This window comes from Agrobacterium deltaense RV3, assembly GCF_900013505.1.
Lineage (GTDB): Bacteria > Pseudomonadota > Alphaproteobacteria > Rhizobiales > Rhizobiaceae > Agrobacterium > Agrobacterium leguminum.
The window spans coordinates 1,192,689-1,207,499 of record NZ_LT009746.1 but is presented as its reverse complement, the minus strand read 5'-3'; the positions used below and the strand labels follow the sequence as shown (position 1 = coordinate 1,207,499).

12 protein-coding genes are annotated in these 14,811 nt (G+C 60.0%); 10 read left to right on the top strand and 2 right to left on the bottom strand.

The genetic code is table 11. The annotated features are described in order from the left end of the window. Positions 1-92: 92 nt before the first annotated feature. Positions 93-1,061 (bottom strand): polysaccharide pyruvyl transferase family protein, encoded by a 969-nt coding sequence (locus AGR7B_RS19920; RefSeq protein ID WP_065657384.1) that lies wholly within the window; start codon positions 1,059-1,061, stop codon positions 93-95. Positions 1,062-1,113: 52 nt separating this feature from the next. Beyond that, positions 1,114-2,079, bottom strand: coding sequence for a glycosyltransferase family 2 protein (locus AGR7B_RS19915; protein WP_078053654.1), 966 nt, complete (start codon positions 2,077-2,079; stop codon positions 1,114-1,116). A 118-nt stretch (positions 2,080-2,197) separates the two neighbouring features. Here AGR7B_RS19915 and AGR7B_RS19910 point away from each other — a divergent pair, with 118 nt between their 5' ends. The 10 genes from AGR7B_RS19910 (at position 2,198) to AGR7B_RS19865 (ending at position 14,807) form a co-directional block, all read left to right on the top strand. Continuing rightward, positions 2,198-3,676 carry a lipopolysaccharide biosynthesis protein gene (locus tag AGR7B_RS19910; protein ID WP_080857674.1) on the top strand — a complete coding sequence of 493 codons (1,479 nt, stop codon included), beginning with the start codon at positions 2,198-2,200 and terminating at the stop codon, positions 3,674-3,676. A 371-nt stretch (positions 3,677-4,047) separates the two neighbouring features. Then, positions 4,048-5,196, top strand: a complete 1,149-nt coding sequence (locus AGR7B_RS19905) for an acyltransferase family protein (protein WP_080858182.1) — start codon at positions 4,048-4,050, stop codon at positions 5,194-5,196. 4 nt (positions 5,197-5,200) lie between these two features. Further along, positions 5,201-5,992: an endo-1,3-1,4-beta-glycanase ExoK gene (gene exoK / locus AGR7B_RS19900; RefSeq protein ID WP_065657387.1), complete on the top strand. Its 792-nt coding sequence runs from the start codon at positions 5,201-5,203 to the stop codon at positions 5,990-5,992. 61 nt (positions 5,993-6,053) lie between these two features. Further along, positions 6,054-7,235 carry a glycosyltransferase family protein gene (locus AGR7B_RS19895; RefSeq protein WP_080857673.1) on the top strand — a complete coding sequence of 394 codons (1,182 nt, stop codon included), beginning with the start codon at positions 6,054-6,056 and terminating at the stop codon, positions 7,233-7,235. A gap of 17 nt (positions 7,236-7,252) precedes the next feature. After that, positions 7,253-8,251, top strand: a complete 999-nt coding sequence (locus AGR7B_RS19890; RefSeq protein WP_080857672.1) for a glycosyltransferase family 2 protein — start codon at positions 7,253-7,255, stop codon at positions 8,249-8,251. Continuing rightward, complete coding sequence (locus tag AGR7B_RS19885; RefSeq protein WP_080857671.1) at positions 8,248-9,192, top strand: glycosyltransferase family 2 protein; 945 nt, start codon at positions 8,248-8,250, stop codon at positions 9,190-9,192. The genes AGR7B_RS19890 and AGR7B_RS19885 overlap by 4 nt, the downstream gene beginning before the upstream one ends. Then, positions 9,192-10,187 (top strand): glycosyltransferase family 2 protein, encoded by a 996-nt coding sequence (locus AGR7B_RS19880; protein ID WP_080857670.1) that lies wholly within the window; start codon positions 9,192-9,194, stop codon positions 10,185-10,187. Before AGR7B_RS19885 ends, AGR7B_RS19880 begins: the two co-directional genes overlap by 1 nt. Positions 10,188-10,254: 67 nt before the next feature. Next, entirely contained in the window at positions 10,255-11,160 is a 906-nt protein-coding gene (locus AGR7B_RS19875) for a UTP--glucose-1-phosphate uridylyltransferase (protein WP_080857669.1), read from the top strand. Between the two features lie 108 nt (positions 11,161-11,268). Beyond that, complete coding sequence (locus tag AGR7B_RS19870; RefSeq protein WP_080857668.1) at positions 11,269-13,617, top strand: polysaccharide biosynthesis tyrosine autokinase; 2,349 nt, start codon at positions 11,269-11,271, stop codon at positions 13,615-13,617. Positions 13,618-13,862: 245 nt separating this feature from the next. Beyond that, on the top strand, positions 13,863-14,807 hold the full coding sequence (locus AGR7B_RS19865; protein ID WP_080857667.1) for a 2-hydroxyacid dehydrogenase: 945 nt from the start codon (positions 13,863-13,865) through the stop codon (positions 14,805-14,807). Positions 14,808-14,811: the final 4 nt, after the last annotated feature.

Sequence of the window (14,811 nt, the reverse complement as noted above, 5' to 3'; positions counted from 1 at the left end):
GGGCCTGTCCCGAGCATGACGATAGAGACCCTAGAGGATGGCATCCTCAAGCGAAGGCGGCAGAAATTCTCTGCCGCATCCACTCTTCGCCCTCAGAGATAATCCCGCTTCACCGTTTCCAGAACGGCGGCGAAACGCTCCTTGCGCTCTTCCAGCCGGCCATCCGGGCTGAGACGCGGCTCCGCGCGGCTTGCCTGCCAGAGCGCCAGCGTGGAAGGTGCTGCCAGCACCTGCTTGGCCAATTTGCGCAATGACCGAGGCTGCGTTTCCTGCGGCCGCACCAGCACGTCACCCTCATGCGCCGGGCCTTCATGCGCCGGAACGGAACCGGTCTCGGCAATGACGGGGCCAGGCGGCGGCGGGAAGCTCATGCCCCAGAAGCGCGAGCCCTTTTTCGCCGCCTCGGCGCGGGTTGAAACGGGCACATAGCGCGGCTGATATTCGACACCCACGCTACCGGCCCAGTCGCTCCATTTGAAGCTGTTGATCGACGGCGAGGTGCTGACCGCGACCCATGGCACGCGGAAGGCATCGGCAAGAATTGCGCCATGCATGGATTCGGCCACGATGAATTCCGACTGGGCGATGGCGCGGATCACCGCTTTCGCCTCGCCGCGCGGGTCGAGATAGGTCAGTCCCGCCGGTTCGCAGACGGTTTCCCACATGCCGAATTCCGCCGATTCCCAGTGCGGAACGAAGGTCTTCTTGTAGAGCTTCGGCAGGCCTTTGAAATCGGGCATCTCGGTGACCATGACGGCCGGATCGACAATGCCCTTTTCGGGCGCGAGCCCCAGCTTCGCGGCGGTTTTTTCGCCGCGCACGCAGCGAATATCCCAGAACTCGGTGCTGGTATCCGGCACCGCGCCATAACCATAGCCGCTGCCGATCACCAGCTTGCGCTGCTTTGCGGGCAAAAGAACGTCGTTCAGCACGGTGCCGACGCCAACGAGCATGACGTCGTCATGCACATCGCGCAGGCCCGGAAGCAGAAAATCCCACAGCCAAAGGTTGAGATCGTCACCGAAATTTCCGTGATGAGATTCCCAGTGGTAAGGTTTCATGAGGTCACTCCTGGGTGAAAAAACATATAAATTCTTGCGGGCGAGAATTCGCTCATCTGGAGCGGACGATTTTTCCAGCACCGAGCTCGAACGCGGCGCGCAGCAGTGCCGGATCGCGCATCGCCCATTTCAGGAGCAGTCCGAATTCGGGTGCCTTGCGCCGTTTCAGATTGCCCGCCTGGCTCCACAGCGCCTGTTTGCGCGCCGTGTTTTTATAGGAAGCGATGGAGGCGACATCGTCCGGCCGGCGCGAAAAACGCCCCTCCAGCGTATCGAGCGCGACCCAGGTGTTGAACTGCTGGCGCAGGAATTCCGGCGAGGTATTGTCGATGCTGTGGAAGATATTGACCCCCATTCCGCGCATCGCGCCGGCGTCGTCACACAGAAGCGTGCGCTTCGATGCCAGGATGGAATCGCAGAAAAACAGCACGTCTTCCGCCGCCAGACGAAGCGCCGGGTCAAAGCGGATTTTCTCAAAAAGAGGACGGCCGATCACCATGCAGGAGAGATGCAGGAAGCTCCAGTTGCGCAGCATCACACTTGCCAGATCGGGCAGTTCGATCAGCAGCGGCCTCTCGGAAAGCCTCGCCGCACCCTCATTTTTCTCGAGCTCGGAAATGGCGAAATGATAATAAAATTCGTCACTTGCCTGCATGGATGCCCAGTAGCACTCGCCGCCATAGGTCTGAAGCGCAAAGGCCGCATTCTGCAGATGATCGGGTGTCCAGATATCGTCGGAATCAAGAAAGGCGACATAGTCGGTGCCGTCAGGCACATTGTCCAAACCGGTGTTGCGGGCGCCGCCCGGGCCGGCATTGGCCTGCTTAATGACGAGAATCCGGTCTTTCTCACCCTGCGAAAGTTCCGCAAGTTCCTGATCGATCGGGTATGGCGATTCGTCATCGACGATGACAAGATCGAAATCCTGGTAAGTCTGCGCAAAAACCGATGCGAGTGCACGTCCCAAGACACCGTGCTGCTTTTGGTAGTAGGGAATGACGACAGTAAATCTTGCCATTGTTTCGCCCCTTGCGTTGATCAAGAAGTGTCGGGCCCGATCCTAAAAGCGGCCCCGATGGTATCGGCAACTCCCAACCGGCTTTCCTCCCGCCGGCCTCCAGAAACAGGATGCTTGTATGCCCCCAGCGCCAAATGTAAAGACCATCACCACGAATGTCGGCTGGAGCGTTTTATCAAAAACAGGGACATTCGGGCTTAAATTTGTCACGGTCCCAATTCTCGCAAGACTGCTTTCCCCGGAGGAATTCGGGGTGGTGGCGGTAGGACTAACGGTTGTACAGTTTCTGACCATGATCGCCGGCGCGGGGCTGACCTCTGCCCTGATTGTCGAAAAGGAAGAGGATATGGAAACGATCCATACCGTCTTCTGGGCCAATCTCGCCATCTCCTGCACCATGGCCGCCGTCCTCTACATCTTCGCGGAATTTTTCGGCGGGCTGCTGGGCGCGGTGGAAAGCGCCTATCTGCTGCGCATCATGGCCTTCCTCATTCCGCTGCAGCTTGCCGGCGATGTCGCCTATTCGCTGCTGGCGCGACGGATGAATTTCAGCAAGGATGCGCTTTGGAGCATGGCGTCGGAAAGCATTGCGGCCATCGTCGCGGTCGCGCTCGCCTTCATGGGCTTCGGCGTCTGGGCGTTGATCATCCAGCTTTTTGCCGCAGCCCTCATCCGGCTTGTCGGGCTTTACGCCGTTTCCCGCTATTGCCCGCGTTTCGTCATGAAACCGCGCCGGCTGGTGCCGCTTCTCGGCTTCAGTTCGGGGCTGATGGGCTCGGAAATCGCCAATTTCGTTACCTTCCAGTCACCGATGGTGGTCATTGCCCGGCATCTTGGGCTGGCCGATGCCGGCGCCTATTCCGCCTCCAACCGCTTTGCCAGCATTCCCAATCAGGTGGTTCTGTCGGCCGTCATGGGTGTCCTGTTTCCCGCCTTCAGCCGCATGATGGACGACCCGCAGCGCCGGCGCGATGCGCTGATGTTCAGTACGCAGGTGCTGACCGTGCTCCTGGCACCGATGATGTTCGGCCTCTGGGCCGTGGCGGAGCCGGCCATGCTTGTCATCTTCGGGCGGAACTGGGCCTATGCCTGGCCTGTCCTCGGTCTGCTCGCCCTGTCCAAGGCCATTCTGACGCCGTGCAGCACCTTCATCCCGTATCTGAAGGGAGCAGGTTACGGCCGCGTGCTGTTCTGGTCGGCGACGATCCGCGCCATCGTCACAACCGTCGCGGTCTGGCTTGCCGCGCTTTATGGCACCCTGATCGACGCGATGGTGTGGCTCTGCATCGTCAATGCGGTAACGCTGGTCGCCTATTCCTGGGCCGTCTTCAAGGCGAGCGATACGCCCTTCTTCCGCGGCCTTTATGTCAGCAGCCGGCCGATGATCGCGGCGCTGGTGATGGCCGTTGCCGTGCGCTATCTGCTTCATGTCCTGGCTGAGCGCGTTCCCAATGCCACGCTTCAGGTTCTCATCGGCGCTGCCGTCGGCGGCGTCATCTATGCGGTGCTGATCCTGCTGACAGAACGGGCGCTGCTCGGGAAAATTCTCGGAATGGTCAAATCGCGGCGCATGCGGGATGCCGCAACTCAGGGTTAGTTCAACCGCAGAAAAACGCGCCTCATTTCCGCCGTTAACCGGCCTTTTCCGCGGTGATTTCCTCACCGCGGCAGGGCGGGATGGCGGTTCTTTTTGCAGCGCAATATCACGACAAATGACAATTTCACACGCTTAGGCGATTTTTAACGATGGCGATATTTATAAAAATGCCAGTAATTTCAGATATTTGAATTTTTACAGCAACAGGAATGACCGGAACGCCAGACATTCACCCGCAAAATCTAAGCTTGTGTTTTTCCCGCGTCGCCACATTTTATCCCAAAGTCGAAACCAGACTTTCCAGTGCGGGCTTAAGTTCGCTCTGGTTGCAACGCGGCGTGGGTGGACGCCGCCCAATAGGGGTGACTGATGTGACTGTCGATCAGAACCTATCCTCCCGTATCAATTTGATGCGCATATTGCTGATCTCCGGGATCGTGTTCGTCCATGTGCCGCACGATGCCGAAACCAGCCCTTTTCTCGGCCTTTACGGTTTCTTCGACTGGCTGCGGGTTTTCCTCGGCGATGCGCTGTTTCGCATCGGCGTGCCCTGTCTCAGCGCCATTTCCGGTTATCTGCTGTTTCGCCGCGGCATGAGCGGTTTCGATTATCCGGCGACGATCCGTTCCAAGTCGAAAACCGTGCTGCTGCCGTTCCTTCTGTGGAACGGCGCGCTGTTTGCCGCGGTGCTGCTTATCCAGCTGTTCGACCTTGGCGTCGGCTATTTCCCTGATCTGTGGAATGCCAGCCCGCGGGAAATCATCAGTCACGGAACGGCGCTTGAAGAGCTGCCGGTCAACGTGCCGCTATATTTCCTGCGTGATCTCTTTGTCTGCATCCTGCTGTCGCCGGTGCTTGCCTTTCTGATGCGCCGTTTCGCGCTGCCGACGCTCGCGATCCTGCTCATCATCACCGCCATGCCTGATTTGACGATCTTCATCGTCCAGAAGAAATCCATCCTTTTCAGTTTTTCGCTCGGCATTGCACTTGCGCTGCACCGGGTCGACGTCAAGGCGCTCGATCCTTACGCCGTGCCAATCATGGCGCTGACCTTTGCCGCCTCGGCCATATTGGCGACGGGACTTTATTTCACCGGCCCGGAATTCACCTTCTGGCTCAACATGTCGCGCAATCTGCTTGCCGTTTTCGGCGCGCTCGGTTTCTGGGCGTCTTCCGCCCTGTTGATCCGCAGTCGGCTTGGCCAGCGGCTTGCCGAAACCGGCAGCCTGAGCTTCTGGATTTTCTGCGCCCATTATCCGCTGCTCGTCATCATGTGGATGGTATGGAACAAGGGCGGGCCGGATTTCTACCCCGCCTTTTATATCAGCGCGACGCTGTCGGCCTTCGTCATTCTGGTGGTCAGCAATTCCCAGACCCGCAAATACCTGCCGGCCGTCTATGCCGTGCTGACCGGAAGCCGCAGCGGCAAAGGCAAGACGAAGGCCGACTTTGCGGCAAAACGGGCCGCCATGATCGGCCCGCCGACATCCGAAACGCTTTATTCGCAACGACAGAGGTGAACCAATGACAACATTTGTCACCCGCGTTCAGACACGCATTCTTCTCGCCGCGGCCCTTCTGGCTGCTCCCTTTGCGACGCCCGGCCAGGCACAGGAAGGCAATGGCGCATCCTTCATCGAGAACTTCGATTCCATGGACAGAAGCTTCTGGTACGTTTCCGACGGCTGGAACAATGGCGCGCATCAAAACTGCACCTGGTCGAAGAAACTGGCGACGGTGGAAAACGGCCAGCTGACACTCGGTTTCGAAGAAGCCAAGGCCGGAGACCGCAAATTCGCCTGCGGTGAAATCCAGACCAAGGGGCGTTATCGTTACGGCACCTATGAAGCACGCATGAAGGCCGCCACCGGCTCGGGCCTCAACTCTGCCTTCTTCACCTATATCGGCCCGACCGACAAGAAGCCGCACGATGAAATCGACTTCGAGGTGCTGGGCAGGAATACGGGCCAGGTGCAGCTGAACCAGTATATTTCCGCCAAGGGCGGCAATGAGAAGCTGGTGCCGGTGGAAGGCGGAGCCGATGCCGGCTTCAACGATTACGCCTTCGTCTGGGAACCGCAGCGCCTGCGTTATTACGTTAACGGCAAGCTCGTCCATGAAGTGACCGACGAGACGAAAATCCCGCAAAACGCCCAGAAGATTTTCTTCAGCCTGTGGGGCACTGACACGCTGAAGGACTGGATGGGCAAGTTTTCCTATTCCGGCGCGACGCAGATGGTCGTTGATCGTTTTGCCTTCACGGCGCTCGGCGACAAATGTCAGTTCCCGGAATCCATTGCCTGCGCCCTCAACTGATTTTTTTGAACCAAACCGTCATCCGCGGCGTCTCTGACGCATGAACCAACCGGACCCTTGCATGACCCATGTTCTATATCTCGCGCATGATCTGTCGGACCCCGCCATTCGTCGGCGGGTGCTGACCCTGCTTGCGGGCGGGGCGCGAGTGACGCTGGCGGGCTTCCGGCGCGGACAGAACCGACTGGCGGAGATCGAAGGCGTCGTACCCGTCGTGCTCGGGGAAACCGCCGACGGGCAGTTTCTGCAGCGCATGGCGGCGGTGGCGAAAGCCAGCCTTTCGCTCGGCAAGACCCTGAACGGCGTCTCCGCCCCCGATGTCATTCTTGCCAGAAATCTGGAAATGCTGGCGCTGGCAAAGCGGGCCATGTCGATCTATGCCGGACAGCCGGCGCTGGTTTACGAGTGTCTCGACATTCACCGCCTGCTTCTTAACAAGGGAAAGCCCGGGCAAATGCTGAATGCCGCGCAGCGTTATTTCGCACGCGACGCCAAGCTGCTGATCACCAGCTCTCCCGCCTTCGTGGAGCATTATTTCAAGCCCGTGTCGGGCCTCGATCTTCCCGTCCTGCTGCAGGAAAACAAGGTGCTGGCGCTCGATGCGGCCGTTGCCGCCACGCCGCAGCCACGCGCTCCCGCCCAAGGCGAACCATGGAAAATCGGCTGGTTCGGCGCGCTGCGCTGCCGCAAATCGCTGGAAATCCTTGCCGAATTTGCCCGTCGAATGGAGGGCAAAGTCGAAATCATCCTGCGCGGCCGGCCGGCCTATTCGGAATTTGCCGATTTCGACGGCTTCGTGGCCACTGCCCCGCATGTGCATTTCCATGGGCCTTACAAGAACCCCGAGGACCTTGCCGCCATCTATAACGAGGTGCAATTCACCTGGGCGATAGACTTTTTCGAGGAAGGCCAGAATTCCAGCTGGCTGCTGCCCAACCGGCTTTACGAAGGTTGCCTTTATGGCGCCATGCCGATTGCGCTGGCCGGCACGGAAACCGCCCGCTTCATCGAAAAGCGCGATATCGGCTTCGTGCTGCAACATGCCGGCGCTGACGATCTCACCGCACTGTTTAACCGGATGAAACCGCAAACCTATGCGGACGCCTTCAAAACCCTCTCGGCAACAGACAGGAAACAATGGCTGACGGACCGCGACGATTGCCGTCTGCTGGTGCAGCAACTGTCCTCTCTCGCCAAATCCGCTTCCGGCCATGCCCGTGAAGCGCAGTTTTCACCCGTGTAGTGCGTAGGGGGCAAATCATGGAAGGTCTTGGTCATTCCGGCATCAGAACGCTGATCGTCATTCCCTGCCTCAATGAGGCGAAGACGATCGAGGGGCTGCTTGTCAAATTCACCGGCGCGATGCAGGGGCGTCTTTTCCGCATCGTGGTTGCCGATGGCGGCAGCACGGATGGAACCCCCAATATCGTTTCCGCCTTCGCGGCGGCGGATGACCGCGTGACGCTTCTCGCCAATCCGAAGCGCATCCAGAGCGCCGGCATCAATCTTGCCGTCGCCACCTTCGGCGAGGATTTCGATTACCTTATCCGCATCGACGCCCATGGCGATTATCCCGACGATTATTGCCAGCGGCTGATCGAGGATGCCGAGCGCACCGGTGCTGATTCCGTCGTCGTCGCCATGGATACGGTCGGCCACGGCCTGTTTCAGAAGGCGACGGCCATCGCCCAGAATTCCAAGCTCGGCAATGGCGGCTCCAAGCACCGCGAAGGCGCGAAAGGCCACTGGATCGACCATGGCCACCACGCGCTGATGCGGATCGCCGCTTTCGATGCGGTTGGCGGTTATGATGAGAGCTTCAGCCATAATGAGGATGCCGAGCTGGATTTTCGCCTGCGCAAATCCGGCTTCCGCATCTGGATGACCGACAAAACCCGCATGACCTATTATCCGCGCGCCAGCGTCATGCCGCTGTTCCGGCAATATCTCGCCTATGGCCGCGGCCGGGCGAAGAACCTCCTGAAACATCGCTCGATCCCGAAAATCCGACAGATGATACCGCTCGCCGTGCTGCCGGTTTTCATCTTCGCGCTGCTGTCGCTTGTGCATTGGGCGGCACTTATTCCGCTCGGCCTCTGGATCGCCGCATGTGTGGGTTATGGCTTGTGGATGGCAATAGGTCAGAAAAACCCATACGGCCCGCTCGCCGCCTTTTCGGCGATGGTGATGCATCTGGCCTGGTCCACCGGCTTCTGGCTGGAACTCCTGAAATTCCGGGGAAGAAAGGCTGTCTCATGACCGACAACACCGTCACCCGCACAGATGATTCGAAAACCGTCGATATCGGCATCTGCACCTACAGACGCCCGGCACTTATCGCCACACTTCTGTCACTCTTCGAGCTGGATGTGCCGGAAGGCGTGAAAGTTCGGCTGATTGTTGCCGATAATGACGAGGAGCCGAGCGCCAGGGCAAGCGTCGATCGCCTGCGCGAAACCGCGCCCTTCGAGATCACCTATGTGCATTGCCCGAAATCGAATATTTCGATTGCCCGCAATGCCTGCCTGTCGGAATGCAAGGCGGATTATCTGGCCTTCATCGATGATGACGAGACCGCCCCGCCGAACTGGCTCTCCGCCCTTCTGGAAAAGGCCGACGAGACCGGTGCGGAAGCCGTTCTCGGCCCGGTGACGGCGGTTTACCGGGACAATGCGCCGGGCTGGATGAAACGCGGCGATTTCCACTCGACCGTTCCGGTCTGGGTCAATGGCGAGATCATCACCGGTTATACCTGCAACACATTGCTCAAGATGGATGCGCCCTCGGTGAAGGGCCGGCGCTTCGCGCTGGCGCTCGGCCAGAGCGGCGGTGAGGACACTCATTTCTTTTCGCATCTTCACGCCGCTGGCGGGCGTATCGTCTTTGCGGAAGATGCCATGCTGTCCGAACCGGTGCCGGAAAATCGCGCAAGCTTCATGTGGCTTGCCAAACGCCGCTTCCGCTCCGGCCAGACCCATGGCCGCGTGCTGGCGGACAGGAAACCCGGTATACGCCGCGTGGTGCAGGTGCTGAAGGCAGGTTCGAAAGTGCTTTATTGCGCCGTCTTCGCCGCCTTGAACGGTTTCAACGCCGTGCGCCGCAACCGTTATGCGCTGCGCGGTGCATTGCATATGGGCTCGATGAGCGGCGCTTTCGGCGTGCGTGAAATCCGCCAGTATGGCGCGGTGGAGGCGACCTGATGGAGAACCTTGCCTCGCCGCCCGATATCAGCTTCGTCATCGCCGCCTATAATGCCGCCGATACGATTGAAGCCGCCATTCAAAGCGCACTCGACCAGCAGGGTGTAACGCTGGAAGTGATCGTCGTCGACGACCGCTCCGCCGATGGCACCATTGCGCTCGTGGAAGCTATCGCCATCATCGATCCGCGCGTCCGCCTGCTTGCTCTTGCCGAAAACCTCGGTCCGGGCGGCGCACGCAATGCCGGCATCGAAGCCGCGACCGGACGCTGGATCGCCGTGCTCGATTCCGACGATGTCATTCGGCCGGAGCGCTCCGCCTGCATGATGTGCCGGGCGGAAGCCGCCAATGCGGCGATTGCGGTCGATAATCTCGATGTCGTCTATACCGACGGCAGGCCCATGGAGACGATGTTTCCGGAAGAATTTCTGGAGGAACGACCGGTTCTCACGCTTGAGGACTTCATTTCCTCCAACATCCTGTTCCGCGCCACCTTCAACTTCGGCTACATGAAACCGATGTTCCGGCGTGATTTCCTCAATAGCGAGGGGCTGCGCTTCCGCGAGGACATCCGCATCGGCGAGGATTACATCCTGCTCGCCTCGGCGCTCGCCGCCGGCGGTCTCTGCGTCATCGAACCGAAGCCGGGTTACATCTACAATATCCGCGAAGGTTCGATTTCGCGCGTGCTCGAACTTCATCACATCGAAGCGATGATGCGGGCGGATCAGGAATTCCTGAGCCATTACACATTGCTGCCGGCAGCCATGGATGCGCAGCAGGCGAGAGCCCGCAGCCTGCGGCTGGCGCATAATTTTTTGACATTGGTGGAAAACATCAAGAGCCGCTCGGTACTCGGCGCCTTGAAGACCACGATAAGGGATCCTGCCGTGCTGGGGCATTTGCGAATGCCGATTGCAGTGCGGCTGAGGAGGCTGCGGGATGCCATGTTTGCGCCCGCGGCGAATACAGGGGTGAAAAGGCAGATTTCATAAAATTTGCGCGCGGACCATGTCTGCGCGGGGACTGGGGACAGATCAAACCTTGATGAAGGAGAACGCGATGGACCTGAACAAAACTGTCAGAAAAGCCGTCATTCCCGTAGCTGGCAACGGCACACGGTTTTTGCCCGCCACCAAGGCGATGCCGAAGGAAATGCTGACGATCGTGGATCGTCCGGTCGTCCAATATGCCGTTGACGAGGCCATGCAGGCCGGCATCGAGCACATTATTTTCGTGACGAGCCGCAACAAGACCGCCATCGAAGACTATTTCGACAGCGCGCCGGAACTCATCAACACGCTCACCCGCTCCGGCAAGACCGTGCAGGTATTGCAGCTGGAAAAGATGCTGCCGGTTGCCGGCACTGTCAGCTATACGCGCCAGCAGGTGCCGCTCGGTCTCGGCCACGCCGTCTGGTGTGCGCGTGAACTGGTGGGCAAGGAGCCTTTCGCCCTGCTTCTGCCTGACATGGTTTCCTATGGCGCACGCGGCTGCATTGCCGGGCTGATGGAGCTTTACGATGAAGTCGGCGGCAATATTCTCGGCGTAGAGGAATGCCTGCCGGAAGAAGTGTCGTCCTATGGCGTCGTCGGCGTCGGCCAGAAGGTCAATCACGGCTTCGCCGTCACCGGAATGGTCGAAAAGCCGGAACCTTCCAAGGCGCCTTCGAATTATTACCTGAATGGCCGTTACATCCTCCAGCCGGAAATCTTCGATATTCTCGCCAGGCAGGAACGCGGCGCGGGCAATGAAATCCAGCTGACCGACGGTATGAAGCGCCTTGCCGAAAAGCAGTCTTTCCATGCGCAGAAATATAGCGGCCGCACTTTCGACTGCGGCAGCAAGCAGGGCTTCATCGCCGCCAACGTCGCCTTCTCGCTGCTGCGCGCGGACATGGAAGCTCAGGTTCTCGCTTCGGTGAAGGAACTGGTGGCGAACCACGAAAGCCGCGTCCAGGCGGCCTGACTTTAATCGCGCCGCCGGGGGAGGCGGCCGGCGCACCAATAACGGGAGGCGGGAAGGCGAGCATGTGTTCGGCTTCCCGCGTACCATTTTAATTCACAAGGTAGGTCCATGCACCACAAGACCTTTAAATCCAACATCGGTTTTCCGGAGTCCGGCAAGGATTCCGATACGTTCATCGACCTCGACCGCCTGTGGGCCGCCGTGGTGCGTCGCGCCAATGTCATTGCCGCTTCGGTCATCGCCGCCGTGGTTCTGGCCGGCCTTTATCTGGTGCTTGCGACCCCCGTTTACACCGCGATGACGCAGGTGCTCCTGGATGAAAGCCTTTCCCGTTATGCGGAAGAGGAATCGCCGGTGCCCGCCGCGCAGATCGTCGACAACCGCATCGCCAGCGCCGTGGAAATCTTGAAATCCAAGGAAATGGCGCTGACGGTGGTCGACAAGGCCAAGCTCGATGAGAACGACACCATCGTCAATCCGCCGATGTCGCCGGTCGAGCTCGTCAAATCCTCCGTGCGCGGCATCCTCGATCTCGTCCTGCCGGGCGATCCGCCGGTCTCCGAAGCCGCAATCCGCGCCGGACGCCGCGAAAAGGCCGCCGCCGTGCTGCAGCAGTCGCTGACGGTGGAACGTGTCGGCCGCAGCTCGGTCATCGCCATCTCCACCCGCTCGACCGACCGCCAGCTCGCTGCGCAGATCGCCAAGACCTATGCGCAGGCTTATCTTACCGAACAGCTGAACGCCAATTTCGACGCCAGCGAACGCGCCTCCGTCTGGTTGCAGGAACGCATGACGGACCTGAACCAGCGCGCCCAGGCGGCTGAACTGGCGGTGCAGAAATTCAAGTCGGACAACAACATCGTCTCCTCGCGCGGCGAGCTGATGTCCGAAGGCCAGCTTGCCGACCTGAATGGTCAGCTGATTGCCGCGCAGGCCGATGCCGCGACGGCCTCGGCCCGTTACAACCAGTATAAATCGATCATCGACAGGGGACCGGATGCGGCCGTCGACAATGCCGTCGTTTCGGCCCGTGACACCGATAATTCGGTCATTCAGGATCTGCGCAAACGCTACATCACCATTTCCGACCGGCAGCAGGGCATCGTCCAGCAATTCGGCGCCGACCATCCGCAGGCGGTTGCGCTGGACGCCGAGAAGAAAGAGGTTTCGCGGCAGATCTATCAGGAGCTGCAGCAGCTTACCGGCAGCCTGAAGAACGAATACGACGTCACCAATTCGCGCGTACAGTCGCTGCGCGACAATATCGACCGGGTGGCTGGCCGTAATTCCGAAGCCAACATCACCATGGTCCAGCTGCGCGAACTCGAGCAGCGGGCAACCGCGCTGCGCACCCTCTACCAGTCCTATCTCGGCCGCTTCGAGGAGGCTTCCCAGAAGCAGTCGCTGCCAATCGCCAAGGCCCGCATCATCTCCGAAGCCGGCCTGCCGACATCGCCTTCCAGCCCGAAAAAGACCATGACCATGGCGCTTTCGGTCGTTCTCGGCCTGATGCTCGGCGGCGGTATCGCAGCGCTTCTCGAATTCCGGGATCGCTTCTTCCACACCGGCAATGATGTGCGTGACAATCTGCGCATGCGTTTTCTCGGTTATCTGCCCTTCATCGGTGAACGGGGCGTGGAAAACGCCAAGCCGGGCAACAGCGCCGCCACCCCCGGCGGCGAGAACGCGACGCTTGACGAAAGCGGGCAGGTCTCGTTCCAGAAAATGCTGCGCCTTGCCGTCGACAGCCCACGCTCCAGCTTTGCGGAGACGCTGCGTAACGTGAAACTCACGGCGGATGTCGTCATTCAGGAGCGCCAGTGCCGGGTCATCGGCGTCATTTCCTGCCTGCCGAACGAAGGTAAGTCGGTCGTCGCGCTCAATCTCGCCGGGCTGATCGCCTCCACCGGCAAGCGCACGCTGGTGGTGGATGCGGATATCCGCAATCCCGGCCTCAGCCGCATGTTGACGACACGGCAATCCGCCGGCCTCGTCGAAGTGGTGCTCAATGAAGTTCCATGGACGCAGGCGGTGAAGGTGGATACGCGCACGAAAATGGGCATCCTGCCGGTTTCCACCAGCAACCAGTTCGCCCATTCGAGCGAGCTGCTGTCTTCCTCCGGCATGCGCAAATTCATCGACTCCGCGCGCGAGGCCTGCGACTACATCATCGTCGACCTTGCACCCGTGGTTCCCGTCATCGACGCCAAGGCCTTTGCGCCGCAGGTGGATGGTTTCGTCTTCGTCACCGAATGGGGCAAGACGCCGATCCAGATGGTGCAGAACCTGATGGCCAACGAACCGCAGATCGCCAACAAGACGCTCGGCATCGTGCTGAACAAGACCGACATGACGGAATTGCAGCGTTATGCCGGCCCCGGCGGTTCGGAGCATTATCACGAGAAATTCTCGGCCTATTACGGCGATGCGAAGCCGCCGGTAAAGGAAGATGCGTAATGGCGAAGATTTAACAGGCCGGTTGCATCCACACTCCGTCACCCCGGCCCCGAGCCGGGGTCCAGCCAGCCCAAGTCCTTGGGCTGAAAAGATGTCTTGACGCCGCGCAGACGCGCGGCGGCTGGATGCCGGATCTAGTCCGGCATGACGGAAGAATCACAAATTCCCCCATTCCACCCATGGCATTGCCCCCTGAAATTGCGCATTTATGGCATGAAGCTAAAATCGCAAGCAGGATCAGTCCCATGCCATCACCCATCGCCTTTGTTTCACGGATGAATGCGGAAACGGAAGCCGTCTGGAAACAGGCGCTGCGCGCCGCAATGCCGCAGGAGGAAATCCTTTCCTTTTCCGAATTGACGGGCGAACAGCGCCGGGCAGTGGATTTCGCCATCGTCGCCAATCCCGATCCGGCCGATATCGCGGCACTTCCGGGCCTCAAATGGATCCACAGCCTGTGGGCGGGTGTCGAACGGCTGGTGCTGGAACTGGGCGATAAGGCTCCCCCCATCGTTCGGCTGAAGGACCCGGAGCTTTCCCGCGTGATGGCCGAGGCCGTGCTGGCATGGACCTATTATCTGCAGCGCGACATGCCCACCTATCGCGAAAACCAAAAAAAGGCGCTCTGGCAGGAGCTAAACTATCGCCACCCCGGTGAGATGACCGTCGGTCTCCTCGGCCTCGGAGCCCTCGGCACGGCTGCGGCGGAGCGCCTCATCCATGCCGGTTTCAACGTTGCAGGCTGGAGCCGTTCGGCCAAGGCGATAGAGGGCGTGGAAACGCTGACCGGCGATGCCGGGCTGCAGGCATTGCTGGAAAAGAGCGACATTCTCGTCTGCCTCGTGCCGCTAACCGATGCGACGCGCGGTCTTCTTGATGCCGGCAGCCTTGCCGCAATGAAACAGGGGGCGGCACTCATCAATTTCGCCCGCGGCGCGGTCATCGTCGCCGATGACCTGATTGCGGCGCTTGATTCCGGCAGGCTTTCGCACGCTGTTCTCGATGTCTTCGAGCAGGAGCCGCTGCCCGCCGCTTCCGCCTTCTGGCAGCATCCCAAAGTTACCGTCCTGCCGCATATTTCCGCGCCGACAAGCCGGGAAAGTTCGGCCCGGATCGTGGCCGGCAATGTTCGCACATGGCGGGAAACGGGCGGGCTGCCGGAGACGGTCGACATGGCCCGCGGTTACTGAACCG